General features: G+C 52.6%; 34 protein-coding genes. 7 read left to right on the top strand and 27 right to left on the bottom strand.

The window, feature by feature from the left end:
* Window positions 1-102: 102 nt before the first annotated feature.
* The 21 genes from C233_RS22500 to C233_RS0108560 all read right to left on the bottom strand — a co-directional run bounded on the left by C233_RS22500 (window position 103) and on the right by C233_RS0108560 (window position 12,325).
* Complete coding sequence (locus C233_RS22500; RefSeq protein ID WP_241217456.1) at window positions 103-1,038, bottom strand: ubiquitin carboxyl-hydrolase; 936 nt, start codon at window positions 1,036-1,038, stop codon at window positions 103-105.
* Window positions 968-1,681, bottom strand: coding sequence for a hypothetical protein (locus C233_RS24800; protein WP_018667207.1), 714 nt, complete (start codon window positions 1,679-1,681; stop codon window positions 968-970). Before C233_RS24800 ends, C233_RS22500 begins: the two co-directional genes overlap by 71 nt.
* Window positions 1,678-1,905 carry a hypothetical protein gene (locus tag C233_RS0108650; protein ID WP_018667206.1) on the bottom strand — a complete coding sequence of 76 codons (228 nt, stop codon included), beginning with the start codon at window positions 1,903-1,905 and terminating at the stop codon, window positions 1,678-1,680. Before C233_RS0108650 ends, C233_RS24800 begins: the two co-directional genes overlap by 4 nt.
* A 662-nt stretch (window positions 1,906-2,567) precedes the next feature.
* Window positions 2,568-2,735 (bottom strand): hypothetical protein, encoded by a 168-nt coding sequence (locus C233_RS22490; protein ID WP_018667205.1) that lies wholly within the window; start codon window positions 2,733-2,735, stop codon window positions 2,568-2,570.
* A gap of 45 nt (window positions 2,736-2,780) precedes the next feature.
* Window positions 2,781-4,040, bottom strand: coding sequence for a reverse transcriptase domain-containing protein (locus tag C233_RS0108640; RefSeq protein ID WP_025068702.1), 1,260 nt, complete (start codon window positions 4,038-4,040; stop codon window positions 2,781-2,783).
* A 118-nt stretch (window positions 4,041-4,158) separates the two neighbouring features.
* Window positions 4,159-4,881 carry a hypothetical protein gene (locus C233_RS0108635; protein WP_128081898.1) on the bottom strand — a complete coding sequence of 241 codons (723 nt, stop codon included), beginning with the start codon at window positions 4,879-4,881 and terminating at the stop codon, window positions 4,159-4,161.
* Window positions 4,850-5,095 carry a hypothetical protein gene (locus C233_RS0108630; RefSeq protein WP_018667202.1) on the bottom strand — a complete coding sequence of 82 codons (246 nt, stop codon included), beginning with the start codon at window positions 5,093-5,095 and terminating at the stop codon, window positions 4,850-4,852. The genes C233_RS0108635 and C233_RS0108630 overlap by 32 nt, the downstream gene beginning before the upstream one ends.
* A gap of 12 nt (window positions 5,096-5,107) precedes the next feature.
* Window positions 5,108-5,281 (bottom strand): hypothetical protein, encoded by a 174-nt coding sequence (locus C233_RS24475; RefSeq protein WP_018667201.1) that lies wholly within the window; start codon window positions 5,279-5,281, stop codon window positions 5,108-5,110.
* 10 nt (window positions 5,282-5,291) lie between these two features.
* Window positions 5,292-5,618, bottom strand: coding sequence for a hypothetical protein (locus C233_RS0108620; protein ID WP_018667200.1), 327 nt, complete (start codon window positions 5,616-5,618; stop codon window positions 5,292-5,294).
* Window positions 5,619-5,625: 7 nt separating this feature from the next.
* Entirely contained in the window at window positions 5,626-6,105 is a 480-nt protein-coding gene (locus C233_RS0108615) for a hypothetical protein (protein WP_025068701.1), read from the bottom strand.
* Window positions 6,106-6,110: 5 nt separating this feature from the next.
* Window positions 6,111-6,629 carry a DUF3846 domain-containing protein gene (locus C233_RS24795; protein WP_018667198.1) on the bottom strand — a complete coding sequence of 173 codons (519 nt, stop codon included), beginning with the start codon at window positions 6,627-6,629 and terminating at the stop codon, window positions 6,111-6,113.
* A gap of 9 nt (window positions 6,630-6,638) precedes the next feature.
* The gene (locus tag C233_RS0108605; RefSeq protein WP_018667197.1) at window positions 6,639-7,511 is read right to left on the bottom strand and encodes a hypothetical protein; all 873 of its coding nucleotides are present in this window, start codon (window positions 7,509-7,511) and stop codon (window positions 6,639-6,641) included.
* Between the two features lie 11 nt (window positions 7,512-7,522).
* Window positions 7,523-8,620 carry a hypothetical protein gene (locus tag C233_RS0108600; RefSeq protein ID WP_018667196.1) on the bottom strand — a complete coding sequence of 366 codons (1,098 nt, stop codon included), beginning with the start codon at window positions 8,618-8,620 and terminating at the stop codon, window positions 7,523-7,525.
* A gap of 40 nt (window positions 8,621-8,660) precedes the next feature.
* Complete coding sequence (locus tag C233_RS0108595; RefSeq protein ID WP_018667195.1) at window positions 8,661-9,188, bottom strand: hypothetical protein; 528 nt, start codon at window positions 9,186-9,188, stop codon at window positions 8,661-8,663.
* A complete protein-coding gene (locus C233_RS0108590) occupies window positions 9,185-9,433 on the bottom strand; it encodes a hypothetical protein (protein WP_018667194.1) in 249 nt (82 codons plus the stop codon). The genes C233_RS0108595 and C233_RS0108590 overlap by 4 nt, the downstream gene beginning before the upstream one ends.
* A gap of 12 nt (window positions 9,434-9,445) precedes the next feature.
* Complete coding sequence (locus tag C233_RS0108585) at window positions 9,446-9,760, bottom strand: hypothetical protein (protein ID WP_018667193.1); 315 nt, start codon at window positions 9,758-9,760, stop codon at window positions 9,446-9,448.
* A 43-nt stretch (window positions 9,761-9,803) separates the two neighbouring features.
* Complete coding sequence (locus tag C233_RS0108580) at window positions 9,804-10,259, bottom strand: hypothetical protein (protein WP_018667192.1); 456 nt, start codon at window positions 10,257-10,259, stop codon at window positions 9,804-9,806.
* Between the two features lie 92 nt (window positions 10,260-10,351).
* The gene (locus C233_RS0108575; RefSeq protein ID WP_018667191.1) at window positions 10,352-10,609 is read right to left on the bottom strand and encodes a hypothetical protein; all 258 of its coding nucleotides are present in this window, start codon (window positions 10,607-10,609) and stop codon (window positions 10,352-10,354) included.
* 16 nt (window positions 10,610-10,625) lie between these two features.
* Entirely contained in the window at window positions 10,626-11,018 is a 393-nt protein-coding gene (locus C233_RS0108570; protein ID WP_018667190.1) for a hypothetical protein, read from the bottom strand.
* 283 nt (window positions 11,019-11,301) lie between these two features.
* Window positions 11,302-11,673 (bottom strand): hypothetical protein, encoded by a 372-nt coding sequence (locus C233_RS0108565; RefSeq protein ID WP_018667189.1) that lies wholly within the window; start codon window positions 11,671-11,673, stop codon window positions 11,302-11,304.
* Between the two features lie 58 nt (window positions 11,674-11,731).
* Window positions 11,732-12,325 carry a hypothetical protein gene (locus C233_RS0108560; protein ID WP_025068699.1) on the bottom strand — a complete coding sequence of 198 codons (594 nt, stop codon included), beginning with the start codon at window positions 12,323-12,325 and terminating at the stop codon, window positions 11,732-11,734.
* Window positions 12,326-14,185: 1,860 nt separating this feature from the next.
* Here C233_RS0108560 and C233_RS22485 point away from each other — a divergent pair.
* From C233_RS22485 to C233_RS0108540, 3 genes are all read left to right on the top strand, one after another.
* A complete protein-coding gene (locus tag C233_RS22485; RefSeq protein ID WP_018667185.1) occupies window positions 14,186-14,977 on the top strand; it encodes a hypothetical protein in 792 nt (263 codons plus the stop codon).
* A 67-nt stretch (window positions 14,978-15,044) separates the two neighbouring features.
* On the top strand, window positions 15,045-15,851 hold the full coding sequence (locus C233_RS0108545) for a type IV toxin-antitoxin system AbiEi family antitoxin domain-containing protein (RefSeq protein ID WP_025068698.1): 807 nt from the start codon (window positions 15,045-15,047) through the stop codon (window positions 15,849-15,851).
* Window positions 15,845-16,639, top strand: coding sequence for a nucleotidyl transferase AbiEii/AbiGii toxin family protein (locus tag C233_RS0108540; RefSeq protein WP_018667183.1), 795 nt, complete (start codon window positions 15,845-15,847; stop codon window positions 16,637-16,639). Before C233_RS0108545 ends, C233_RS0108540 begins: the two co-directional genes overlap by 7 nt.
* Window positions 16,640-17,044: 405 nt before the next feature.
* Here C233_RS0108540 and C233_RS0108535 read toward each other — a convergent pair whose 3' ends face one another.
* From C233_RS0108535 to C233_RS22475, 6 genes are all read right to left on the bottom strand, one after another.
* Complete coding sequence (locus tag C233_RS0108535; protein WP_018667182.1) at window positions 17,045-17,485, bottom strand: hypothetical protein; 441 nt, start codon at window positions 17,483-17,485, stop codon at window positions 17,045-17,047.
* A 12-nt stretch (window positions 17,486-17,497) separates the two neighbouring features.
* On the bottom strand, window positions 17,498-17,731 hold the full coding sequence (locus C233_RS22480; protein WP_018667181.1) for a hypothetical protein: 234 nt from the start codon (window positions 17,729-17,731) through the stop codon (window positions 17,498-17,500).
* A gap of 172 nt (window positions 17,732-17,903) precedes the next feature.
* A complete protein-coding gene (locus C233_RS25155) occupies window positions 17,904-18,341 on the bottom strand; it encodes a hypothetical protein (protein WP_018667180.1) in 438 nt (145 codons plus the stop codon).
* 2 nt (window positions 18,342-18,343) lie between these two features.
* Complete coding sequence (locus C233_RS0108520; RefSeq protein ID WP_018667179.1) at window positions 18,344-19,471, bottom strand: phage antirepressor KilAC domain-containing protein; 1,128 nt, start codon at window positions 19,469-19,471, stop codon at window positions 18,344-18,346.
* Window positions 19,458-19,790 carry a hypothetical protein gene (locus C233_RS0108515; RefSeq protein WP_018667178.1) on the bottom strand — a complete coding sequence of 111 codons (333 nt, stop codon included), beginning with the start codon at window positions 19,788-19,790 and terminating at the stop codon, window positions 19,458-19,460. The genes C233_RS0108520 and C233_RS0108515 overlap by 14 nt, the downstream gene beginning before the upstream one ends.
* Window positions 19,791-19,816: 26 nt before the next feature.
* Complete coding sequence (locus tag C233_RS22475) at window positions 19,817-20,260, bottom strand: hypothetical protein (RefSeq protein ID WP_241217448.1); 444 nt, start codon at window positions 20,258-20,260, stop codon at window positions 19,817-19,819.
* A gap of 285 nt (window positions 20,261-20,545) precedes the next feature.
* Between C233_RS22475 and C233_RS0108505 the strand changes: the two genes are divergently transcribed.
* The 4 genes from C233_RS0108505 (at window position 20,546) to C233_RS0108490 (ending at window position 24,011) form a co-directional block, all read left to right on the top strand.
* The gene (locus tag C233_RS0108505; RefSeq protein ID WP_018667176.1) at window positions 20,546-21,859 is read left to right on the top strand and encodes a phage portal protein family protein; all 1,314 of its coding nucleotides are present in this window, start codon (window positions 20,546-20,548) and stop codon (window positions 21,857-21,859) included.
* 149 nt (window positions 21,860-22,008) lie between these two features.
* A complete protein-coding gene (locus tag C233_RS0108500; RefSeq protein WP_018667175.1) occupies window positions 22,009-22,713 on the top strand; it encodes a phage minor head protein in 705 nt (234 codons plus the stop codon).
* Window positions 22,694-23,278: a hypothetical protein gene (locus C233_RS0108495; protein ID WP_018667174.1), complete on the top strand. Its 585-nt coding sequence runs from the start codon at window positions 22,694-22,696 to the stop codon at window positions 23,276-23,278. Before C233_RS0108500 ends, C233_RS0108495 begins: the two co-directional genes overlap by 20 nt.
* Window positions 23,265-24,011 carry a hypothetical protein gene (locus C233_RS0108490; protein ID WP_018667173.1) on the top strand — a complete coding sequence of 249 codons (747 nt, stop codon included), beginning with the start codon at window positions 23,265-23,267 and terminating at the stop codon, window positions 24,009-24,011. Before C233_RS0108495 ends, C233_RS0108490 begins: the two co-directional genes overlap by 14 nt.
* The last annotated feature ends 115 nt before the right edge of the window (window positions 24,012-24,126 follow it).

The following is a 24,126-nucleotide window of genomic DNA, read 5'->3' as shown; positions in this document are numbered from 1 at the left end:
TTATGAATTAGAATAGAGGTATGATTGCCTTTACGGGGGGATTGCTGATTTGTTCAGGCCCTCACACCATACCGCTTACCAAGCGGGTGGAAAAGGGCGGGATTATTTCTTTCGCCATTCCGCCGTTTTCTTCCGGACATCGATGCCGTTGTCATCGAGCATCTTTTTCAGCGTGGCCAGCAGACGCCATCCCTCGCCGTCCTTGTAGGCCTCGGCCTTTGCCGTGAGGAATGCCAGCGACTGGTACTTGTCCAGACGTTTTCCCAGGTCGTTGACGGCCGTGCAACCGTGAAAGCGGATCAGGTTCTGCATGGTGAAGAACGCGCCGGCTCCCTTGTAGGCGTTGACCCACTCCTTGCACTGGGGCGTGTCGTATGGCATCTTGAAGCGGTGCTTGTCGAACCTCTTCGCGGCGGCGTACAACTGGGCGGCGTCCTTCGCCTCCCGGATACCGTGTACGAGTGCTTGCAGCGGACGGTAGACCTTGGCTTCAAGGTCAGCCACGAAGATGTTGCGGTTGCCGACACGTTTGTAGGGAATACCCTTGCATTTCCTCGTTTTCTGGGCATCGACACGTTTTTTGAGCTGTTTCACATGATTCTCGGCCATCGCCGCCACGACGCCGGTATTGAACCAGCGGTTGCGGTCGGTGAAGTTCTCCGGGTCGTACCCCGCCATCTTCATCTGCGCGTACAGCTCGTCCAGCAGCATCTTCCACTGGTACTCGTGGCCCAGGCGGTGGATCATCTCCGTCACGCCTACCGGCTCACCGGAACGGTAGTCCGTGCCGGCCATCATGCGGAACATCTGCGCCATGACCCAGCGGCGGAACAGGCGGCGGTTCGGAACATCGCCCTGGATGGCAATCAACCTGAAAAGAGGGTCGTCGTCATCCAGCACGGTCAGCCGCCCGTCCTTGTTGGAGGCGACACGCTCGCCCCCGTTGGCGCCCTGCATGGCAAAGAGGTTACTCACGTCTACGCCGACGGCACGGAGCGCCTCGATGCGCTCCTTCGCGGTCTCGGGTAGTTTCTTCACCTGTCGGGGCGGCGTGTCCTATCCGGTAACTTCCGGGTACACGATACCCAGCCCGGAATTTTTTCCGATAACGGTTGCCACGACCGTCTTTTCCTTGTCCGCGATGGCGAACTCCGTCCCGCAGCGCGGGCACAAAACTTTCGTTTCTTTCTTCTTGTAGCTCATTTTTAGTGTTGTTTGTTGTTAAATTACAGTCCGGTTCCACCCAATGTCTGAGTATCACCAGATCCCTGTCCGTTTTTCCCTGCCAGAACCAGCTGCCCATCGTTTCGGGGTTCCACTCCAGCCCGTTGATAAGCTGGCAAAGCAGGTATAGTTCCAGTTCCGCCTGCGCCTTGTCGCGGCGCTCGCCGTAAAGCATGTCCCCGTCATCGAGGTCCGCCTCCGGCAAGCCCCTGAAATACTGCCTCGACTTGCTCTCGCTGCGCCCGGAGGGTACGGAGTGCTTGTAACGGCGGTACAGTTCCTCCAGCCTCGAGAGCACCTCGTCTGCCGTGCAGGGCGCGACACCCAGTTCCCCGTCGTACCGGCCTTCACGGATAATGTACCTCCCGTCGATTCTCAGGCTCCGGCGGGGAAAGTCTATCTTGAATTTTGCGCCGCCCTCGACGGCACGGACAGTTTCTTGATAGATGTCGTTCATGGTTTTGTCGCTGGTTGTTGTCTAAAAGCCATAAGGCTCACTTTCAGATTTTCATTGATTATGAAACGCCTGCCGCATTCGCAGACGATATGGGTATCTGTAACCCGCTTCACTACTCGAGTAACCTCTTCATGGCTGGTATGAGGTTTCCCATCCATGTAGCCGTTTTCGATATCACCCGAAAGGTGGTACCATTTACCGGTTTCAATTTCTTTTGCTGTCATTTTTATCCGTTTGAATATGTATTTAAAAAAATGCACTCGAACCGCCAGCGCATGGCTTTATATTTCCGATGAATACAGTGTTGCAGTCGGTCCTGAACCGGGTGATCGCCTGGCTCAGGACCACGATTGACGACTGTATGCTGAATTCCGGTTCCTCGTGCGACACCCGGTTGCGCTACCGTTTTCGGTCCCGTTCAGGCCGGCACGTGACTTTACTCGTTCGATATGGGCAGTTCTTGCTGCTGGCCCGTGACGCTCCGCCTGCTGGTAAGCAGGTGGGAGGAACTGGCCGCAGATTATAGAGCTGCGCGATTGAAATCCTGACCTTGACCGTTTTCCCCCGTGCCGGGGCGTGATTCTCCGAACATGCCGGCACATGGCTTTACCTTGTCGATATCTCCCGTGACGGAAGCCTTCGTGGGGGTGACGTATAACGTTAGGGATACGTCGCCGCGACAGAGGCTTATCAGGTACGGGATGTTGAATGCAATTCCCCGAACCACGTTTCTGTGCAGGAAAAAAAGTGAAAGTTCTCATAATACCGGCACATGGCTTTATAATCCCGATGTTACCCGCGAGCGCGTCTTCTGCTGAGTCCGAAGGCGATGGTCAGTCACCTTCAGACTCGGAAAGAAGACGTTAGGCACGCGGGATGCTCAAATCTATTCCTCGAACTTTCCCGATGTGCTTCGTTCCATGACGGGTGTCAGGCCGGTGACACGTGACTTTACCTTCCTGATATTTACAGGTATGAACCAGAACAAGATGGTATTCACCGGTTGGTGGACCGGTGAATACGTGATGGTGCTGGTCTGCTTTACCTGTAACATTGAATTCGGCCTTTTCACCCGTTTGCCGCGTGTCCGGCTCATGATTTACAGTGAAGCCACCAGCGTGTTGTACACGGCCCGGCTCGTTTGCAAGGCGTTCTGCATGCAGCCCAGCGTGAGGTAACCGGCGATGTCACCGCCGGCTTTGGCACGGTTGGCCGTGACATTACGCCCCCGTCCCCGGGCGATACAGCCGATGGGGTAATCACGGACATATCCCAGACCGCCGACCTTGCACTTGCCGGTCTTCACGGCCCTGAGACAGTCCATCACGAATTTGTTCAACTCGTCGATGTCCCTTCGCACGTTGCACACCGGCAATACCTGAGCTGCCCAGCTGAACTCGCCCTTGTAGAGGTAGCGGTTCACGGCATTCACGGCTTTGGCCGGTGTCGTATCCCGACGGCGGATCGTTCTCCGTTCGATTTCTCTCTGGAAGGTCTTGATACGGGACGGGGAGAGCGAGACCATGCTGCCCTTTATACTGAACCCGAGGAACTTGAACCATCGGTCAGCCGTCAGGTATTCCACCTTCTTCGGGTTGAGCTTCATGGTTTTCTCTTCCAGCCGCTTTTGAAGCACGTCCATCGCCTTTTCGTGGTCCTTGCCGATAAAGAGCATGTCATCCGAGTAGCGGACATAGTAACCGTCCATTCGGGAGAGTTCTCCGTCAAGGTCGTGGAGCAGCACGTTTGCCAGCCAGCTGGCCACGGCACACCCTTGTTTCAATGACTGGAATTTGCGTTGAAGGATGTTGTCTTCATCAAAATAGAGGTCGTTGTGGTAGTATTTCCGTAGGACATCGATGAGCACGGAATGCCCGTGTTTCGCCTCTACCTTGTCGAATGCCCCGTCGATGTAACACAGCGGGACGCTGTCGAAATACTTGCTCAGGTCGGCTTTCCACCCGGGACAGCCGTCGCTCTCGGCATCCGCCATCCTGCGGCTGACCTCGGCAACGACCCTGCCACACCCGATACCCTTCTGGTAAGACTTGCAAGAGGTATGGAGCATCTCGGGCATCAGGTCGAACAGGAGGTCGTTGGCGATGCCCAGCACCACACGATCCATCGGTTCGTTTACATACACCGTGCGGAACTCCCCGCCCTCTTTGGGTATCCGCGCCGTATGGGGCGGTGAGATTTCGTACTTGCCTTGCATCATGGCTTCGGCCATGGCGAGGCGCGTACGTTCGTCGGTCAGCCGGATTAGCTGGTCTTTACGGATGTCTTTCAGAACACCTTTTTCAATCGCTTTCGACCACCGGTCTATGTCGAAGAACATCTGTAATATCTTGTCTGACATGGTTCGTCTGTTTTTATTGTTTTTCCTGACAATGCCGTTCAAAGCGTTGAAGGTTATAACTTTGTAAGCATTCAGCAAAGTCCATATTCTATTCTGTTAATCGTATCATTTCCCTGTCTCACCCCCTTTCTACAAATGCGGTGAGGCCTTCTTGCGGGAGGAGGAACTCCTTTTCCTGTTCACAATAATAATAAATACCCTCGTCGACCTTTTCCGCGGCCTTTGAAACGGGTGCGCCGCTCTTGCATCCGATGAGCTTCCTCTGCAATGCGGTGACCGATACGGCTGCCTCCATTTCCTGTTCCGTCCCCCGGAACAGTGTAAGCTTCCTTACGGGGTACTCCTTTCCCTGCCATTCGATGACGTCGAGCAGGCTTCCCTCTTCGGGATATACCTTGCAGAATGCGGCGTGCACGCTTGCCGACGCCCTGCCGCAGAACAGGCATATCTGTTCTCCCAGGCCCAGACATCCGTTCCTGATTATCGCCTCGAGTAGGTCCGTGCCTGCCCCGTTGTACGCTGCCCGTGTGAGGGCCTCCCAGTATCCCCTGCCGAAGTGGCTTATGAAGGGCACGAGCTGCGAGGCCCTGACCGTCTTTTCCGACACGTGTCCCGGTTGCAGCGCCTCAATTCCGGCGGATACCAGCTGTATCCTCGTGTCGCCTTGCACGGGGGGATACACGGGGCAGCACACCTGCATGGTCTCCATCAGGTTCTCGCTTTCGTCGTACCAGCGTACCTGTTCCCCGAATCTTATGAAATCATATCTGTCCATTTTTCTTTGTTTTTTATTGTCCGTTGTAGGTCGTTTACAATTCTTCCGGCTCTTCTTCGTCGACAACCCGGTAAAAACGGTCACCGTCCGCCCATTTTTTGGCGGCGATGCTCAGTTCGAACGCTTCTTCTATCGAAAGCCCGTCGGCGGGCATGGAAAGCAGCATTTCCCCCATGCACACGTCGCTGTCCCAGTATTCCTCTTTCAGTTTTTCGAGCGTCATCCTGCCTTTGTCCGTCTTTTTACGGCGCAAAAGCGTCTGTTGTATCCAATTTATCATGCGGTTCTTTTATTAAAGTAAATCTTTGGTATAACTGTGGGCCTCATCGAAAGTGTTGAAGCCGATTCCACTCACGTAAGAGATTGCCCGGTATCTCAATTTCCTGCTTTCGGCACGGGCAAGATAGATTTGCCCGATACAAATCCCGCCTTTGAGGATGTACTTGTCTTTCGTAATCCGTATCATGTTCCGACATTTATTCGTCCCTGTCCATTTTCCAAAACCCGTAATCGGAGCCGTTGCCGGGGTGGGCACCGAAATAATGTCCTTCCGGGGAGTAGCCGTCGAGCGTGTCGAACAGCGATTCCAGCAGCCCGGCCGCCTCGTCGCTGTCCCACCATTCGGCATCCTCGTCATCCATGGCATGGGTGGGAATGGCATTCATCACCTGCACGTACTCCGGCGTGTCACGGATAACATCCATGAACGCCGGAATCAGGTCTCGTGTACGCATCGTGTTATGGGAAATGCTCTCGCCAGGATTGGCATGGATGCGGTTCCGTGTCTTCTCGTCTATGAACATGTTTCTGTCAGATGAAAGGAAGATAGGTATCCTGTAACATGGGGGCCAACATCCGGCACATCTCGTAAGAAGCCTCGTTGCACTCGTCGATACGGCGCGGGTCACGCTCCGCCATAGCGAGAATACTGGCCATTACTGTCCTGAAGAATGTCTGTTCCAGCGTCTTGTGGAAGTAAGGAAGCGTCTGGGCGAAACGTTCCGGCTTGAACCCCATATCATTTAACGCCCATTCCAGCTGCTTGGCAGCCTTGTACTCGCGGCTCTCCTTCAGGCTTTCCGGAATGTCACCGAACTGTGCGGCCCGGATCTGGCGTTCCAGTTCGATGACGGCCACCGAAAGCAATAGCTTGATGGCTTCCGGGTTGCCGATACCGTGTTTCTGCCCGTCGGTGGTGTGAAACTCGATCAGGCTTACACTGTTATTCTCTTGTAAATCTTTGTAGCGCGCGAGGGTTTCGCCGAGCGTTTTTGCTTTTTCTTTATCCATAATTTTTATCTGATTTGATTGTTGTTACACACAAGTACATCCCCGACGATGAAGTCTTTCGACGCCGGGTGATGGGCACAGAATATCCTGCTCGCTTCAAGGTTGAAGGAGAGGGGGATGAGCTTGCCCTCCTCGTTGACGACCATCGTCGTGTCCCCGTCCAGTTCCACCAGTTCGATACAGCCGCCGACAATCGTTTGCAGTTCCCCGAGGGTGAAGTGCGTACCATTGGCAGGCTGCACTGGATAGCGTGTCCCGTTCGTTTTGATGATTTCTGTCATGCTTTCAGGTTTATGGGTACCGCACAGTTTCACGTAATACTTCCGCTGTGCCAGCAGCCGTCCGTATTTCTCGGGCTCCTCGTCCTTGCGCACGCCGGTCGGGGTACCGCAGGCGAAGTGTTCCACCAGCACGCAGCCACAGGTGTGCGTGATTTTGACGGAAGTGCCAAACATCTCTATTCTCGCGTTTTCCTTGGGCACGGCATCACTCTTGATGATACGCAGTTTATCAAGTATGTTCATGGTTCTTTTTTAATGCTGGGCGTGACACCGCTTCACGGTACGCAGCTGGTTGATGATATGGCTGAAAAGTTCCCGTGAATAGATGCGGTAATAGAATGCAGCTGAATACTCGCGCACGTTGCCGTGAAAGTCCACGTGGGAGCGGTCATCCGCGAAGTCGAACAACTCGCCCTGGATTTCCAGCGTGTACTTGTTTTTCTGTAGCCAGTCGAAAAACTCGAATATGTCCTTCTTTACCGAGTGGAACGTGCAGTACTCGTAGTGGTTTGCACGCAGGTTACGCAGTAGTCCGGCCAATTCGTTCCGGTTTTTCCGCTCGTTGATAAGCGACTTTGTACATGTGGCAATATTTCGGAAAAATAATTTTTTTCCGTCCATGACGAACGAATACGGGATATAGGCCACATTCGTATTGTACCATGCCATGTACTGCCAGAACGGTTCTCCTTTGACAATTTGCGGATGGCGGTACAGTTTCTCCATGTGTCTACTTATCTGGCTGCTTATTTCCATGTCAGAGAGGCTCAAGGAGCGTTCCGCCATGAAGAACCTGCCGCCCGAGCGAAAACAGAAGGGATACAGGTTGCCGTGGTAAGGTTCTCCGACGAAGAACCAGTCCTTTCCCATGCGTGCCGGTGGCAGGCATTCGAAAAGGTAATAGTAGCGTTCTTCCGAGATTTCCCGGAAGGGCCGGCTGAGTGCCCGGTTGTAACGTTTCACCAGTAGTGCCATGCGGTCGGGCGATACGGCAATCAGGTACGGGTTCTTCTCCCTTTGGCGCAACTCTTCCAGCGTCTCGCCGCCGTAATCGCTGCGTGTGTCGTCCGACATGGACGTGAGGCATGCCCCGTCGAAATAGCGTGAATCGATGATGTATTTCATGGGCAGCCGGGTTAAATGGTTATCTTCAACACCTGGCCGGCAGCATATTCGGCATTGCGGGTGAGCTGGCGCTGCCATGCCTGGTTGCGCGGCGACCACTTGAAGGCGTTACGTTTCAGGGTCGTGCGTGTATCGGCATCGGGTATTTTGTCGAAGAGGATTTGCAGGCGGTCTTCCTCGAAGTTATAGACCACCTTGCCGCCATCGAACGGGATCTCACGATTTTCACGGCTTGCCTGTTCCTGCTGCTTTTCCCGTACCTTACGGACGAGTTCGGGATACTTGAAGATCGAATGGCGTGCCGTGACGATAGGTTTCTTGACCTTGGCGTTCCACTCTCGCAGATGAGCGATGGCGCGGTCGATGATTTCCACATTGCCATGATTGACATAGGTGGAGAGTCGCCCGGCGAGGTTACTGACGAAGAGAGCCCGGCTATAGCCTCGTTCTGTACCCGTATCGATACCGTGAATGGTCGAGGCGGCATCGTCGATAAGGGCTTTGACCTTCTGCCACTCCTCCTCAAGACACTGCTCCCCGGGCTTGGCCGCTTCGGTAGCCTTGCGAATCGCTTCGAGTGCACGTTCGCGCCATTCCCGGAACGCCGTGACGCTCTTGGCGTGGCTGTTGCAGGCCTTTTCGTTGCGGCCCGTGTTGAAGCGTGCAGGCCCCGTAATCATCGCGCTGGCACAACGGCTGTTGGTGGCGATCATGGCAGAGAAATAGCGTTTGTAGTTTTCCATGTAACGTTCCCGCTGCTGCTCGGGCATCGACTGCAAATCCTCGTGCAGTTCCTTTTCGTGCGAAGCAATGTCTGACTCACCCCGCTCGTCGGGTGAGAAAGAGGTGAGGTTGTAGGAGCTGCACGCCTGCTTGAAATATTCTTCCAGGTAGCCCGGGTGTGCCACTTCCACAACTTCCCAGTCCTTGAAGTTCGCCGGGGCGAGGATTTCTTCCCTGCCCGGGTTCCCTACAAGATGGGAATAGCTGCAATACCCGTGTCTCTTTCCCCTGAAAAGAAACGCTACCGGTTCGCTTTCCGGGGCATCCACACGCCGCACCATGGTCACACGATGGGCATTTTCCTTTGTCAATAATGTTGTTTCCATACCTTTCTTCTTGATTTCGTTATTTGATTGTTTCCGATTTTTATTGTTGCTTCATCCGGGCGGCATGGCCCATTACGGAGGCGAATCCCACCTCGATACCTATCTGGTATCCGCTCTTGATGGTCGATTCCAGCTCCGCCTCGCTTTCGATCAGGGATTCCGAATCATCGGCATAAAGCCTATACAGGGCGAAGACGTCCGCCTTCCATAGCTTCCGAGCATTTTCCGCCGGTACAAGCAGCCACACGAAACCGTCTTCACGGGTTACCTTGACGGCGGCTTCGCTATGGCGCAGAGTCCGCCACTCCCTGATGTCCAGTGCCACCGTCCACACTATATACATCAGCGCATCGTGGCGGCTTTTGACATCGGGGGAATCGCACAGGCGGCTGACCACAGCTTTGAGTGTCCGGAAAGAGTCCGCCATGAACTGCTCCACGACGTATGCCTTCTCCGCTATGGCGGCACAGACCTCATCAGCCCGTCCACTCTCGGGCACTGCTTGTATATCCTCCTCCTCGAGGAAGATTTCGCGGTGCAGGTGGTCCAAGTAGTAATAAGTCCTCATACCGTTTCCTCTTGTCGGGTGAATGTTATTCTCGTCTGCTCGTCATACCCGAAATTCGCTTTTAACCCGAAAGCTTCGGCATCGCTCGATATGCAGCAGATGTCCCAGCCGCTGAGCGTATCCGGGGTGGTGATGACGGTATTATTCTCCGAAATCCTCGGTGATTTGTCTCTCAGCGCGGCGCCGTTACAGATACCGCGCAGGATCACACCCCGCTGGTGGGTGGTAAGTTCTTTCATTTCCATAATAAATAGCTTTCAGTATTTTATTCGTCCTTTCCCGTCCATTTCTGCACGTATTAGGAAAGGACAGAAACATCCGTCGAAATATTTTTCACGAAAAATACCCGCACCCTCGACCGAGAACGTCATGGCGGTCTCGATGTACCACGCCCTGACGTATCCGCCCCAGAATCCCCGGACAAGCAATCCTGTTTGCTCATGAAGCGTGAGCATGCCCATTTTAGATAGCTTCCGGAGTGTACGGATGTCCCGCACGACGCTACCCGGCGCCGTAGACTTGAGAACTTGTAGCTGACGTTCGGTAAGCACGCCCACATTTATATGTTCCATAATTTTGCGGTTCTAATCTTTAGTTTTGTCCTGTTTTCATACGTTATTCCATTGCCTGTCCCGTTTTTTGCCGGAATTCTTCGCGTATATTCTCCGGCAGCATCACGCACACCAGCTCGTCCGTGATCAGCTCCGTCACCTCGCACAGCCGGTTCATCATCCGTTTCGGGAAAGCCTTATCCCTGAACACGTGGAACTTCCCCAGCCCGTGGCTGTGCCAGCAACTTTCCCCGGGAGCCTTCTTCCATACCGAGCAGTGCAGCTGCGGCACCACGTTTCCGGTACGGGCCGACACGATACAGCCATGCTTGTTCGTGTATTTCACTATTTCATTCTGCCACCCGAGGATGAGTTTCACCTCCTTGCCGTCCTCCACGAGCGTGACTCTTCTCGAAAGGCGCTTTTCGCCCAGCACCGCGAAACCGTACCGGTCGAAACTGAACCCGTTCCGGCACGCGGCATCGATGGCATCCACCTGTTTCTTCGTTATTTTCGCCATGTTTCTTTCTCCTTGTTTATAAAAGCATAGGGGCATTGAGCCCCCATAGTTGATATTAGTTCGTATTATTTTGCTCGAATTTTCCTTTCTCCTTACTCCACGAGGGTGTATTTGAGTTTCGGCTTCCCGTTCTGTAGCAGGGTAAAGGTGTTTTCCTCCACTTTCACGTCCTTTGCCTTGGGCCACCACAGCCACGAGAGTTTCCCGTCGGCTCTAAGGAATGCCACGGCATTTTTCTGCACCTTGCCGATTTCACGCACTCCGAGGTCTTGTCCGCCCTCGAACAGTTGGACGCACTGCCACTTCGAGCCGAGCGTCATCTTTCTTTTCACGTCTGCTAATGTTTTCATTTTCTTTATAGTTTTGTTATTGCATATATATCCTGCACTTACGATTGCATCGCCGTAGGCTATCCGCCGACAGCGGGTAGCTACGGTTCAGGTGGTCAGGAAACCCCTCGCGGAACATCAACTCCGCCGAGGCGTACTCCATGCACCATTTCCTACGGCGTTTTCCTTTGGCAGGCTTCGGCTCCGGCATCCGTTTTTTCGACACTTTCGGCACGTGCCATTTTCCACCGGTACGCATGGCGCCGTATTCCCTTTGCAGCACTCCGTTTCGGTACGCCGATACGCTGATAGCAGGCACTCTTCCGAGTTGTCCCGTCATGGCAAGACTGTCAAGCGTATCCGTGGCAGCCTTGAAGCTGGTAAAGCACCCGTAACTGCGGGTACGTTTAGTGTCAAATACTTCTATCATATCGTTCTAATTTTATTGGCATGTCCGTTTCCCGGCTTCCCCTCACGGGATAACAGCGGAAGTACGGCAGGCTGTCCCGCTGGACACCTGACCGCACTTAACCGTGTTATGTACAAGGTAGGCACAACGCCTCCCGGCGTGAAGAAGTAAGTTGGGAAATGAATTTTGGAAAGTGCGGGCATTCCGGGGTACAATCCCGGCATAGTGTATATCAATGCCCGTTTTGAGACAGTGCACACGAATCCCGCAATTTCCGGAAATCGTGTGCGCATTACGATACTCTTTACTCGTTCTCGTTGCTCTCAACCCCCGCGGTGATATTGCATATTTCCTGCAATGCCGATTCGATTTCCACCAAATCGTCGATGTCGAATTTGATGGCATCGCTATCCCGTTCCCACACCCTGCGGGCAATGAAGACAGCCTCGTGCAGAGATTGCTCAGACTCCTCCAGAGCGGTTTTAAGGTCATCAGCGGTGTACTCCGCATCCTGTGTGGGCACACCCCCGGCAGCGTTTCCCGCCGGGAAATTCTTTTCGCCTTTCACGTTACAACTGCTTTTATCCGAAACAAAAAGGGCGTATTCGCGGCAGATACCCGAAGACACGCCCTCGCGGTGGCAGATACGAAAAAGGCAGGCACACCCCGTTTTCACGGCACTATGCCTGCCTGTATCCGCTTATTTCGGCAAATTGTTCGTCCTGTCCGCTACGTTATGCGGCTTCTTTTTCCGTTTCGGTTGCGGTTATCGTTTCAGCGGTCGCGGTTGCCGCATCTTCTGCATTTTTTGTTCCTTTGCCGCCGTTTTTCTTGTCAGCTTTTCCGGCTTTTTCAAGGCTGGAGAGGTTCGGGGCAAAATTCATGGCGTTACGGATAGCCTTTGCCGCCGCATGGATAGTCTTGGCAAAGTCCCGGTTTGACTTCTCGAGATCCACTTTGGTCGGCACAAGTCCGATACGTGCCCACACGCTGTCCGTCAGGTCGTAGTGCTTGATGCGGTTACGGTTCTTGTCGCAGATGATGATTTCTGCCGGAGTGGTGGCACGGAATTTCGAGCGGATACCGTCGGCATCTTGCCGCAGTTTCTTTTCCTCTGCAATGGTATGCCACATCGTTGCGACCATGTTTTTCACCACACGGAAGATTTCGTCGTCCGTTTTGTCGGCAGGCTCGAAGTCCTTGCCGAAAAAGTGTTGGGCAGTCTGCACCGTTTCACCGTCGCGGTTTGTCGAGTTGTAAACCAACATGATACCAGCAAACGAAGAGAGGTTTGCATACTGTTCCTTGTTCAATTTAGATGTTGCCATAATGATATAAATTTTAGAAACTCTGCGCAAAATCACGCATTGCGGGCACTCGGGGACTCGAACCCCACGTTCAGCCAAAGGCGGAACGGCTGAAACCGTTTTTTCAGCAGTGCCCAAAAAATTGCCGTGCATTTCACCCTGCACGGCAAAATTTTTCGTAACTTTGTCGCACCTTACTTAAACGTACCCCATAGCAGAGCTATCCAAATGAGCGCACTTTCGGCATATCGTGTATTTGCTTACTCACGCAACATTCGTGTCGTGGCACTGCGCTGCTTTACTCCAATTTCGGCAAGACGCTTCTCTGGCACGTCCCGGATCTTTTCCGATCCGGCAGCTAACTGTAAGGTGAGGCATTTAGGTGTTACCACCGAGCTGGGTATTGGGTATAGCATTGGCATATACATTTACCAGCGTCCTCTATGCGGATAGTTTTTACCGCTATCGTGCATTTTATTCCGAGCGCACATGGGCGCAATTATGGCATTATTTTTACACGTCCTTTTTCCATACGACTCTCGCACTCCCAAAATTTAGCGTGCTTTGCGTATGCGGACTAAAAACACGTTTTTAGACCGTTCCAACTTGCTACATTGGTTTGTAGTCCTGCTCGGTGTGGTTATTTAACACCCTATTTAATCGCTCCAAAGCGAACAGGCAATTTTTGATTTTCCAAGCCTCAAAAATAGGTTTCCCACAAAAAAGGCTTTTTGTTTCTCGCTCTCGGCGGACTGGTTTGTCTGTTTCTTAAATCTGTTTTTTAGTTATTGTTTTTTTTATTCGTTTTTTCCGTACTTGTTTGCCGTTTGTTTTGGCTTTCGAGTACATGACTATGATAAAACCGTTTTTCCAATTTCCAAAACTTTTTGCAAAAAAAAATTTTAGACTGCCTTAAAAATTCACTTTTCCCAAACATGGAACGCACATGCGCGAGAAACAGTTATAAATAATTGAATATCAACTATTTATAAAAACATGAAAAAATTTTTTCTTTGCAAAAATCGAAAAATACCCGATTTCAAATGTGTAAGGAAGGGATTTTTACACATAAACGATTGATTATAAACAATATAGTTAAATACAAAACATGTGAAAACAAAGGAAATAATTTATTTGCTTTCAAATTGTAAGTAACAAAGAGAGAAAAAACCGTTTTAGGCTTACTTTATACAAAAGTAAACCTATTAAATTATTGAATATCAATATAGTAATAAAAATAAAAAGATTGGGGAGGGTATCTGTCCAGGTGCGGATTCGGTATCTCTCCCCGGGCATTTTTCCCAAGTCCGGTTTTTGAAAACCGGCGAAAATGCCGGTTAGGTTACGGATTGTAAGCGGATGCCGTGAAATATACATGAAAGGGACGGGTCCAGCTCTTGAAGTTCAGGAGACCGGTCGTCGTTTCACCCGCGCCGTTACGGTATGACAGTTCCATGAAAAGATACGCTTACATTCTCCCGGTATATACAGGGAAGAAGGCTTTCCGGAGGCCCTTGTAAAAACAGGGTTGTACATGGCAGATGTTTTGCATGAAAAATATACTTGCATATTCTGTCCCTGCACGAAGGAGCATCGGCACACGTTACCTTTGCAATACATTGCATGGCAATAATATATATGGGCGAGCGGAGAGATATGATTGCCGGTACAAGGACTTCCGTAACCCGCGAGGAATATACAGGGCAAGGGTATTCCCGCGGGAAACGACTTATTTGTTCAGTTTTTGTCTTTTTATATCAAAGCGGGGGTTTTTATCGGATTTCCGCCTCGGACTGTGCCGAATAAATTGTATATTTGCCAATTGTTATCCCCGTATATGCAATATTGAAACACCATGGGTAACAGAGAGGAACGAAAAAAATGGAGACGCGTAAAGGAACGGATGCCGATACAGATTCCGGAAGGGGTCTGACGGGGTCAGAAATACAGAGAGGAACGGCCGTGTTCAATATGGTGACATTGGAGACGGGACTTGTAGATCATACGGAAAAAGACTGCCTGGCGATAACGGTCCGATGCACTGTCGACGGCAACCTGTACCGGGAGGAGGTTGTCATGCCTGCCGCCGACTGCAGACCAGCCACCCTGAAAGAAAAAACAGCCTTCCAGCGTCTTCTTAACAGTAAAGACCTTTTCTGGAACAGGCGCAAATGCGAGCTGACGGAGGCATCCTATATCCCGCACGACGGACAGCTGGTGAAGCTCAGTATCCTCGGGGAGAATGTCATACTGGGGGCGTTCCGCGAAATCAGGAAAGGAAAGATTATCATGTACTGCATGATGAGGGAAAATGAACCGCCACGCTATTCCCTGAATGAAACGGCCGGGGATATCGATGATTTCCAGGTGGCCCCGATAGGTTCCTGTGACAGGAACTGTTTCTCTGCCGCCCTCAAGAAGGAGGGGCTGGTGTGGAACGGACGGCTCCGGCAGCTGGAGACACTTGAAATGCGGGCGCCCAAAGGCCGGGACTATTATTACCTGGACGAGCATTTCAATATCTGCCAGGTACAGGACACCTACAAGAAGCGGGACCGGAAACGCAGGGAGGCCGGTAATTATTTTACCTCGTTGCGCGACATCCAGCAGGTGCGTGAATGCTTCATGGCCATCCTGAAAATGAAGCATGGGGTAATCGGGGGTAAGGAGTAATATCCTCGGACAAAATATAATCGACATAATAAAAAAAAGATTATATTTGCAACAAAATATCCGAGAAATGACCATATCAGATTGGATTGACAAACGAGAGATGACAGGTTTTCCGACATTCTCATACAATGATATCAGGAAAGCCCTGCCTGCACTATCCGCACAGGTAGTGTCTAATGAACTGTACCGGTTAGGCAAGCAGAAGCGTATCCAGGCTGTACACAAGGGATTTTATACAACGGTATCCATTCAGTTCAGGGACAGGGGTATCGTCCCTCCGTATAATTATGTAGACCAGCTGATGACACATTTGGGCAGACCCTATTACATCAGCCTTCTGAGTGCCGGCGTACTCAACGGAGCGGCGCACCAGCGCCCGCAAAGGCTTTCAGTCACCACAGTTCTGCCAAGAATTCCTGTTTCAAAAAACAGCAACAGGCATCTGTTCTGGAGCTACCGGAAAGAAATCCCTCAAAACCTATTGCTCCAGACCCACACTGATACGGGTACGCTTCTGTATTCTTGTCCGGAACTTACTGCCGTTGATCTTGTGCAATACAGCCAACAGGTCGGAGGTCTTTCCGCCGCGGCGACTGTAATCGCCGAACTGGTTGAGAACACTGATTTTATGAAATCCGGGAAAGAACTTACAGATATTACCACCTTTTCCACACTTCAACGGTTGGGTTACATATTGGAAAACGTACTGGGAGAACAGTCTGCCGCCGATGAAATCAGCATGATGCTGGAACCATATTACAAAAACCTGAAATACCGCCCCTTGTCAACAGACCGCCCTCAAGACGGGGCAAGGAAGAATTCAAAATGGAAACTTATAATAAACCAAGACATTGAACCGGACGAATTATGGTAGTAAAATCCGCAATACAACAATGGCGTGAACACGCCCCATGGACTGATGTGTCATACATTGAGCAGGACCTGATAATATCCCGTGCCCTGGTCTCCATTTTCGGAGACGATTTTCTTGCATCCCAACTGGCTTTCCGGGGAGGAACAGCCCTTCATAAGCTACACATGCTTCCGCAGGTCAGATACAGCGAGGACATTGACCTCGTGCAGATTACGGCAGGTCCCATCAAGCCTATCATGTTCCGTCTTGGTAAAGTACTGGATTTCATTCCGGACAGGGTGACGAAACAGAAACGTTACAACAACACGATGCTTTGCCGTATCCAATCTGAAGGAACTCCTCCGATACAACTGCGTTTGAAGATTGAAATCAACTGTTTTGAACACTTTACCGAGATGGGATTTGTCAAAATGCCGTTTTCGTTGGAAAACCAGTGGTTTTCCGGCTCGTGTGAAATCACCACCTACAATCTTGCCGAACTGCTCGGTACGAAACTGCGGGCATTGTACCAGCGAAAGAAAGGTCGTGACCTTCTCGACCTGTACCTGGCTCTGACAAAAACGGGGGTGAATACGGATGATGTCATTCGTTGCTACAAACGTTACATCGGGTTCGTGGTGCAGCAACCTCCTACCCATAAGCAGTTCATCCTCAACATGGAGGAAAAGATGCAGGACCCGGATTTCCTTTCGGATTCCCAGCTGCTCCTGCGTCCGGATATCACGTTTGACCCGCATGAGGCTTACGGGGTAGTAAGGGAAAAGCTGATTGACAAATTGCTGAAATAAATGACCGATAATTACAGATTAGCAACCGCCTTGCTCTCATCTGGGACAGGACGGTTGTTATAATATCCCATCCGGACATGAAACACTCCCCCGAAAGAGAGTGCGCACATGAGTAATCGCTGCTTTATATTGTTTTTATGTTTTTGTAAAATTGAAAGCTGGAAGGGAAAGAGGAAATGGATGTTTTTTCCATTTTCTTGAAATACAGAACGATTCCCCCAATAAAAAAACAGACGGCGGATGCCGTCTGCCTAACCTTGTTTCTTTTTTGGTATCTTTTTTCTTTGCTTCAAAGAAAAAAGTACATGTCTTTTTATTCTTTATTCTTATTCCCTATATCTTATACTGTTGATACATTTGCGACAACCCCTGTCACAGGAGCTGCCGCAAATGTTACAGCATCCGTCACTTTTCAGCACGGCCGTTACGGTTCCCGGCAAGGAGCTGTATCTCCCTGTCCGTTACGGAGGATACGGTACGCCGTTCCACCGAGAATACCCTGTTGCAGAATTCCTGCAGGGCAACGATGCTCGCTGTCGATGTGACGATTTCCACCAGGCGTTCGTACTGCCTCCTGTCCCAGAGATAGTCGAACATGCCGTTTGCCGGTACCCGGACGAGCAGTCCCATCGCGGTCGTCTTTTCCACGCAATGGTCGAACGCCCGCGGACCGATGTTCGTGTGAAGCCGGTGGAGCCTTTTGCTCCGGAGGGTGTCGTATCCCTGCTGGCGCAGGTAGGCCAGGTCGTTCATGTAGAGCATGAAGATGACCTCGTGCGGCTCGAAGGCACGGTACAGCCCCCGGTAGCATTTGGCATAACCGGTGTTTCCTTTTCCCGCTGTCATGTCCCGCGGGATTTAAGACTGCACGTTTCCAGGATTTCCCGTGCCTTCCTTTTCCCCTGCCGGGGCGGGTACCATCGGGTCTTTCAGGTAGAAGTGCCGGATACGGCCTTCTATCATCGGTTTGTACACCTTGTATCCCAGTTTCCGGGCATAGCGTCCCACGGTTACACGGTTGGCGATCTTGCCGGTATGCTCCACCAGGTGCTCCGACATTTCCTCCACGGTCATTCTGTTCTTAAGTTCCATAAATCGGCATTTTAAATTAAACAATACACTTGAAGTATAGTGCCGATTGATATGAACAGGTTGGAAATGGTATGAATTAATGGAGGCAGACCCGTGAAACCGTACCGAAGAGGAATTAACAGTTAATATTACGCTATAACGGTGTTCCGGTTTCACCGGGTCGCGCTCTCCATCACCCCGTCATCAGCCTGACTATCTCCCGTATGACCGGCCGGTTCCTTTCATCCAGCCATTCTCTGGCCACGTTCCAGGAAAGTGACCGCCCGAATTCCAGGTTCTCCCCGGTAATGGTGTGGTAGGACAGCCGCCCCTCTGTGGGTTTCATGCCGGTCCCGTGCAGTTCGCAGAGGCCATCGTGAAAAAACACACACCCGTCCTTCTCCCCTCTGGCCTGGACCATGTATACGGGATAGGCGATACGTCCGAGTATCATGCCGACGCACCACAAGGTGGGCGCCAGCCGCTCTTTATACCCGGCATGTATGAGCCGGAGGATATTCTCCGGTGTGCCGAGACACGGCGTGCGGCACTGCTGCCGGCACAAGGCGCACCCGCATTCCACGGGCTCACGCCCTGTCTGACGTATGATTCTCTGTAACGCCGTCTCCATGTTCACCTCCCTTTCTGCAGTTCCGGGTTCTTCCTCTGCCACAGCTCGATGATGCACTCCCTTCCCGCCTGTGTCCAGCGCTTGGTGGAGCCGAACGTGTAGACCTTGCCGCGGGAGTTTTCCCACAGGTACGGGACATCGCACTGCCACGCCCTGTACGAGGGGAACACGACCCACTGCCTCTTCTCGTACTTGCAGATGCCTTCCTCGCTCAGGAACCGGTGGAGCTGGTACGGCGTGATTCCGAGCTCGTCGGCGATGCGTGTGCTCTTGAACCAGTCCCTGTTCTCGATGAACTCCTCGTAGAAGACAATCTTGGGCATGGAGTCCTCTATCACCCTCCTGAGCTCATGGATCAGCCTCACGGCCCCGGGCATGTCCTCCGGAATGGGACATTCCAGGCAATGGATGCCGGTAACGGCTTTCCGGATGGTTTTACGGGGTCTTGCCGCCGGCCTTTCCGTGAGTCCCACGATGGCGTGCTCGCACCATTCCGCCAGGCTGCGGTCCTGGGTCAGCCAGCACGCGAGCGGGACAACCAGCGGGGACTCCACCCACGTGGCTCCATGCCCTCTTCCCCTCGTGGTGAAAATCTGGGATTCATACCTGCCGGTACGCCCGCTGCTGGCCATCTCCCGACGCAGCCGGTCCGTTGACGCGGTGCGCAGCCATTCGGACGGGATCTTGCCGTAACGCATGGTAATCTGCGTGGCGTTGACCATCAGCCTGCCCCCTGTCCTGCGGAACGTGACCGGGAAGTCCTCCGTGAAGAAAAGGACGGTATCGTTCTGCGGAACGGAATGCATCTCGCCCGCCTCCAGTTCCAGGAGCTTGTTTCCCCATGCTTCCAGATCATCGAGCAGGTCACGGGGTAAAGTAGTCGCCTTGCGGACATGCTGCAGAAGCCGTCTCATGTCCGCCGGGCGGAAGCTCCACTGCTCGTGCCCGTTCCTGCGGAACCGGACGCGCAGGGACGAGGGGCAGATGTCGGCGATGGAGCCGTCTTCCAGCAGCTCCCCGCGTTTGAGTATCTGGCAGATGTCGGCCGCACATATATTTACCTGCCCGTTGTGGTCCTTGGACACACGGATGTTCCAGTTCCTGAACGGAATGTTCCTATTCTCCCTCATGGCCGTCCCCTCCCTGTTCTTTTGATTTCCTTCTATTTTCAATCAGCGCACGCTTGCGTGCCATCTTCTTGACCGGATAGTAGGTACGCCTTTCACCGCACAAGGCATCGTAATCTTTCAGCTGAAGCGTGCCAAGGTCCGGCATCTCTATCTCCACGTCGGGATGAAGATGCCGGAAATACAGCCCGCCGCTGCAGACATACTTGCCTGTACAGCAAAAAGAGATTGCTTGCAGGTTGCCTTTGGTCAGTTCCGCCGCACTATGAAGCGAACGTGTAACGGCAACAAGAACTTGTGCCCCGTTGAATATGAGCACCATCTTTGGTCGTTTAAATGAACTTCGTCTCATGATTCTCTAAAAAATTGCGTTAATTCCTCTTTGGTAAATCTACGGCTGGAGACCGTTGCCAGCCAAGTGTCTGAAACTGTAAAGCCGCTGGACATCATTTCTTCCATGCGTTCCAAAAGGTACGCCCCGAATGCAGGTTCGACATAGACGACAAACAGCAGCGCCAGGCATTCGTCAACCAGCATGTGCCCCGATGTCCCGTCCCGGATAAAAAGTTCCCCCGCATCTGTCCCGTAGGTTTCGCACAGCACCGTAATCCAGTGCCGGAAAGCGGCACGGAACCCGTCCACGCTGTGCCTGCGGGCATCTCCCCGCGAAATGATGAAACGCGTGGCGTCGAAATAGAACGGTCCTTCTTCCGCCAGAGACCCGAACAACAGGTCGGGGAACTCCCTGTACCGGATATCCCGGCAAGGGAATGTTTGAGTCTTCGTTTTCACTTTGTCATAATTATAATTTTGTATATGGAGAATTTGCCGCGCAAAGATATATGATTTTACCGTAATTATAATAACTAAAAACATACTTTTTACGATTTTATTATCGTGTTTTTATATTGATAATAAGGTATTTATATCGTTTTTCAAACAGTAATAACTGTATATTAAAGTAAGATATTACGATTTGATTTATAAGCTCGGAGGATTCCTCTTTTCATATACTTTGCCGGGGTATAAACCATGTTCCGGTAGGACGGCTACTCTTTATAAAAAATATCGGAGGCAATGGCGACATCGGATCATTCATTCAACGGGGAACTGCTGGAAAGTATCTTCAGGACTTCCAAGAAAACCATCCAGGAGTACGTCCGTGAAATCGAGCGGAACAACCGTTACCGTTCCTGCCGCAGCGATGTGGAGGCCGGCTGCATACTCGATGACCGGTCGAGGCTGATAGACCTGTATGAAGCCTGTCTTCAGCAGGACGCGCACATACGGTCGGTCATCGAGACGCTGGAAAGCCAGATACTCGGGGACCGCTACATGCTGGCCCGCGTCAACGAGAAGGGGAAATATGTCAAGGATATCCGCCAGACCCAGAAAATACAGGGGTCTCAGTTCGACAAAATCATCAAGGGCATCGTGGAGTCCAAGCTGTACGGGTACACGCTGCTGGAAATCATGCCCGCGACAGACCCCAAAACCGGAAAACTGGCCGAAGTGAACACCATAGAGCGGCGCAACGTGCTGCCCGACCAGCTCGTCGTGCTGAAACGTCAGGGCATGTGGATGCCGCACTGGGATTTGCGCAACCCGTCCTACCGGAGGAACTATGTGCTGGTCGATTCCGGTGACCTTGGGCTTTTTTCCGCGACGACACCGCTTATCCTCGCCAAGAAGTTCACGGTGGCCAACTATGTGAATTTTTCACACACGTACGGGCAACCTGTCATCCACGGGAAGACGGTCAGCGAGAGCAACGCGGACCGCAAGCGCCTGGCCAACGAGATAGCCAATGCCGCGCAGAACAAGGTTGTGGTGACGGGTATCGAGGATGAAGTGGATATCAAGACTTTCACGATGTCCAATTCGGAAAAGATCTACACGGGCCTGATAGACTTCGTCAACAAGGAGGTGTCAAACCTGGTTCTCGGCTCGGAATCCATGGCGGGCGGCATGCAGTCGTACGTGGGCTCCACCAAGGCGCACCAGGATATTTTCCGGGACCGCATAGAGGTGTACAGGCGCTATATCGAGAACGTGATGAACGAGAAGGTGGTTCCCCGGCTGGTGGCCATGGGGTATATCGAGGACGGGCTGGAATTCAAATACTCCAACCGCATCGAGATGTGCAACGAGGACCGTATCAAGCTCTATTCGCTTATCACGGACAAGTACGAGGTTGCGGCGGACGAGATTGAAAAGGAATTCGGCATCAACGTGGGAAAACAGCTGAACGTGCTTCCCGGAGGGTATGGTGGCGCTTCCCATGGCGGAAGTTCCGGTGACAGGCATATCATGTCGGACGAGGAGTATTTCCGCAGGTACGGGCGTTCACGCGGCACCAGGGTGCTAAATTTTCTCACGGGAGCGGAATAACGGCCCGGCTTCCGCTCCCGGAAGGCCGAACGGAAACAGGCAAGGACAGGGAAAAAGACGAAACGGACACCGGAAAGGAATACCGTATCATCCTCAAGGCATTCCGCAGGCTCGTCCGGCACTGGGAAGACAGTGCGGAAAGGCGGGACTTGCTGGAGGACATCATCACCCTGCGGGCCTCCTTTCTGATAGATAGGGCATTGAGCGGGTTCAGGATGGACTTCGACCGGGCATTGGATATTCTCAGAAACCATAACGGGGCGATGACAGAACGGGAACGGCAGCAGCGGGAGATCCTCGTTGCTGCGGTAGAGAACCTGATAGACTTTGCCGCCGCGGAAGAATACTCCATGTACAGGGAACTGCCGGACGAACCTGACGGGGACAGGCTGCCCGAGTATGAAGATATCTGCGAGCGGTACAATCTCACCTATGCGGAACAGGAGAACGGCCAGGTGTTTTTCGCCGCAGCGATGGCTGCCTGGTGGATTACGGTGGATGGTGATTCCGTCATCACGTACATGACACAGGGCGACGAGCGCGTCCGCGCGCTGCACCTTTCCCTCGAGGGGGTCTCTTTCCGCAAGTCCGAGTTCCCTCCCGAGCTGATTCCGCCTATCGACTGGGGATGCCGCTGCTTCCTGGTCTCCAACGGTTTTGCTTCCGTCCATGCTTCGGCTGTGAACAGGGGCGTCCGCCGGATGACAGACCCCGTATTCAGGGAGAGTCTCGCAACTGGGGGGCGGATATTCTCCGACGCGCACAGGTACTTCTCCCTACCTCTGCCGGAACACGTCAAGGAAACGGTCGCCCGCCTGAAATCCCGGTTTGCCTATGCCCAAGATAACGCTTGATGAATTCTGCTCCCATTGGGTACAGGGGAAATGGACCCGGGTGATGGCAAGCCGGCTGGAACACAATGTATTCGATTTCGTCACCGCCGCGGGGGAATACACGAAGGGGCGGTTCCAGTCCTCGTTCTCCTCCGGGGGCTTCTGCGGGGAAAGCAAATGGGCTCCCCGGACATCCAGGTGGGGAAAGAGGTTCACCCATCCGATGATGAACGATACCGGGACGCTGGCCAGGAGCATAGAGGGGAAAGCTTCACGGGTGGATATCGAGGGACGCCGTACCAACCGCACGCGCATTTTCCGCAAGGGGGCCTATTACACCATCTGGACAACGGAGAAAAGCGTTCCGGCCAAAGGAAAGCGGGGCAAGAGCCGCGAACGGTACGGGCACTATGCAGCCGTCCACAACACCGACCCGAAATTCGGGCTGTACACTGTCAACCAGTATTCATCCCGTCGTCCCGTCCACCGGCAGTTCATCGGTTTTTCCCCGGGAGTGGAAGAATATATAGCCTCGCATTTTATGGATATGATTTTTAAAGGATTCCCGCACGATGATAAAAGATAAGCATACCCGGCAGCCCGCCGCAGTACAGCCCTCTCCCGTGGAAAATGTCCCGGAAGAAGTCCCTGATAACCCGTTCGTGAACATGTACATGGCGGTGAAAAGGGCCATCCTCACGGTCCGGGAAAACCCGGATGACCCCTCGTCGCCCGCATTCTTCAAGACGGTGGCCATCGACAACGGGCAGTTCGCCCGGATCGTGCGTGGCGAGAACACGGAATACGAGACGGCTTTTCCCGCTGTCTTCATCCACTTTATCAATGTGAGGTACCTTGTACAGCAGCAGCGTATCGGTGAAGGGCGTGCGACCATGCGTGTACGTTTTGTGCTCAACACGCTCAACAACATGGACGAGGACAGGGAGTGCGAGGCGTTCCTTGTCTTCCAGCGGCTCAATATGGCAATCCAGGATGCCAAGGAAAGGGAACCCGCGCTGAACGAACGGTGCAACCTGACCTATTTCGACATGCCGCTGACGACCAATATGCTGCAGGCGTACTGGATAGACTACGAGGTCTGGTTCAGGGAGTCATCCGCATGGCGGTACAGGAACTGGGTGAAACGCTACCTGGTCATGCCGCCGTTTACGCAACACGGCGACGCGCCGGGGCATGACTTGCAGAATCACGGGCATCATCCGGAGCCGGGATACGGGGAGGTCTCCGGTTTCTGTACCTCCGGGGAAACGGACGGACCGTCCGAAGGACCGGAAGAGGGCGGAGAGAAAGAATCATAAAACGGGATTTGTCTTTAGGAATACCTTAACGGACGGTTGCGTTTGTTGCTAGTTTCTAAAATAATATTTTAGTTCTATCCAATAAACGCAACAAACAGACTGTACGTCCTGCACC

Source organism: Bacteroides gallinarum DSM 18171 = JCM 13658, from assembly GCF_000374365.1.
Classification (GTDB): Bacteria; Bacteroidota; Bacteroidia; order Bacteroidales; family Bacteroidaceae; genus Bacteroides; species Bacteroides gallinarum.
The sequence above is the reverse complement of the archived record's forward strand: the minus strand, read 5'-3'. Positions and strand labels throughout refer to the sequence as shown.

Coding starts and splice junctions, on each gene's coding strand:
- C233_RS0108615 (WP_025068701.1), bottom strand. CDS start 6,105: ATGGATAAAGAAAAAGCAAAAACGCTCGGCGAAACCCTCGCGCGCTAC.
- C233_RS0108545 (WP_025068698.1), top strand. CDS start 15,045: ATGACCATATCAGATTGGATTGACAAACGAGAGATGACAGGTTTTCCG.
- C233_RS0108630 (WP_018667202.1), bottom strand. CDS start 5,095: ATGATAAATTGGATACAACAGACGCTTTTGCGCCGTAAAAAGACGGAC.
- C233_RS0108570 (WP_018667190.1), bottom strand. CDS start 11,018: ATGATAGAAGTATTTGACACTAAACGTACCCGCAGTTACGGGTGCTTT.
- C233_RS0108595 (WP_018667195.1), bottom strand. CDS start 9,188: ATGAGGACTTATTACTACTTGGACCACCTGCACCGCGAAATCTTCCTC.
- C233_RS0108640 (WP_025068702.1), bottom strand. CDS start 4,040: ATGTCAGACAAGATATTACAGATGTTCTTCGACATAGACCGGTGGTCG.
- C233_RS0108535 (WP_018667182.1), bottom strand. CDS start 17,485: ATGACAGCGGGAAAAGGAAACACCGGTTATGCCAAATGCTACCGGGGG.
- C233_RS0108520 (WP_018667179.1), bottom strand. CDS start 19,471: ATGAGGGAGAATAGGAACATTCCGTTCAGGAACTGGAACATCCGTGTG.
- C233_RS0108650 (WP_018667206.1), bottom strand. CDS start 1,905: ATGACAGCAAAAGAAATTGAAACCGGTAAATGGTACCACCTTTCGGGT.
- C233_RS0108540 (WP_018667183.1), top strand. CDS start 15,845: ATGGTAGTAAAATCCGCAATACAACAATGGCGTGAACACGCCCCATGG.
- C233_RS22480 (WP_018667181.1), bottom strand. CDS start 17,731: ATGGAACTTAAGAACAGAATGACCGTGGAGGAAATGTCGGAGCACCTG.
- C233_RS0108590 (WP_018667194.1), bottom strand. CDS start 9,433: ATGGAAATGAAAGAACTTACCACCCACCAGCGGGGTGTGATCCTGCGC.
- C233_RS0108490 (WP_018667173.1), top strand. CDS start 23,265: ATGATAAAAGATAAGCATACCCGGCAGCCCGCCGCAGTACAGCCCTCT.
- C233_RS24475 (WP_018667201.1), bottom strand. CDS start 5,281: ATGATACGGATTACGAAAGACAAGTACATCCTCAAAGGCGGGATTTGT.
- C233_RS0108560 (WP_025068699.1), bottom strand. CDS start 12,325: ATGGCAACATCTAAATTGAACAAGGAACAGTATGCAAACCTCTCTTCG.
- C233_RS0108580 (WP_018667192.1), bottom strand. CDS start 10,259: ATGGCGAAAATAACGAAGAAACAGGTGGATGCCATCGATGCCGCGTGC.
- C233_RS0108495 (WP_018667174.1), top strand. CDS start 22,694: ATGCCCAAGATAACGCTTGATGAATTCTGCTCCCATTGGGTACAGGGG.
- C233_RS0108515 (WP_018667178.1), bottom strand. CDS start 19,790: ATGGTGCTCATATTCAACGGGGCACAAGTTCTTGTTGCCGTTACACGT.
- C233_RS24795 (WP_018667198.1), bottom strand. CDS start 6,629: ATGAACATACTTGATAAACTGCGTATCATCAAGAGTGATGCCGTGCCC.
- C233_RS22485 (WP_018667185.1), top strand. CDS start 14,186: ATGGAGACGCGTAAAGGAACGGATGCCGATACAGATTCCGGAAGGGGT.
- C233_RS0108620 (WP_018667200.1), bottom strand. CDS start 5,618: ATGTTCATAGACGAGAAGACACGGAACCGCATCCATGCCAATCCTGGC.
- C233_RS25155 (WP_018667180.1), bottom strand. CDS start 18,341: ATGGAGACGGCGTTACAGAGAATCATACGTCAGACAGGGCGTGAGCCC.
- C233_RS0108585 (WP_018667193.1), bottom strand. CDS start 9,760: ATGGAACATATAAATGTGGGCGTGCTTACCGAACGTCAGCTACAAGTT.
- C233_RS0108505 (WP_018667176.1), top strand. CDS start 20,546: ATGGCGACATCGGATCATTCATTCAACGGGGAACTGCTGGAAAGTATC.
- C233_RS22490 (WP_018667205.1), bottom strand. CDS start 2,735: ATGTTACAGGTAAAGCAGACCAGCACCATCACGTATTCACCGGTCCAC.
- C233_RS0108575 (WP_018667191.1), bottom strand. CDS start 10,609: ATGAAAACATTAGCAGACGTGAAAAGAAAGATGACGCTCGGCTCGAAG.
- C233_RS0108600 (WP_018667196.1), bottom strand. CDS start 8,620: ATGGAAACAACATTATTGACAAAGGAAAATGCCCATCGTGTGACCATG.
- C233_RS0108605 (WP_018667197.1), bottom strand. CDS start 7,511: ATGAAATACATCATCGATTCACGCTATTTCGACGGGGCATGCCTCACG.
- C233_RS24800 (WP_018667207.1), bottom strand. CDS start 1,681: ATGAACGACATCTATCAAGAAACTGTCCGTGCCGTCGAGGGCGGCGCA.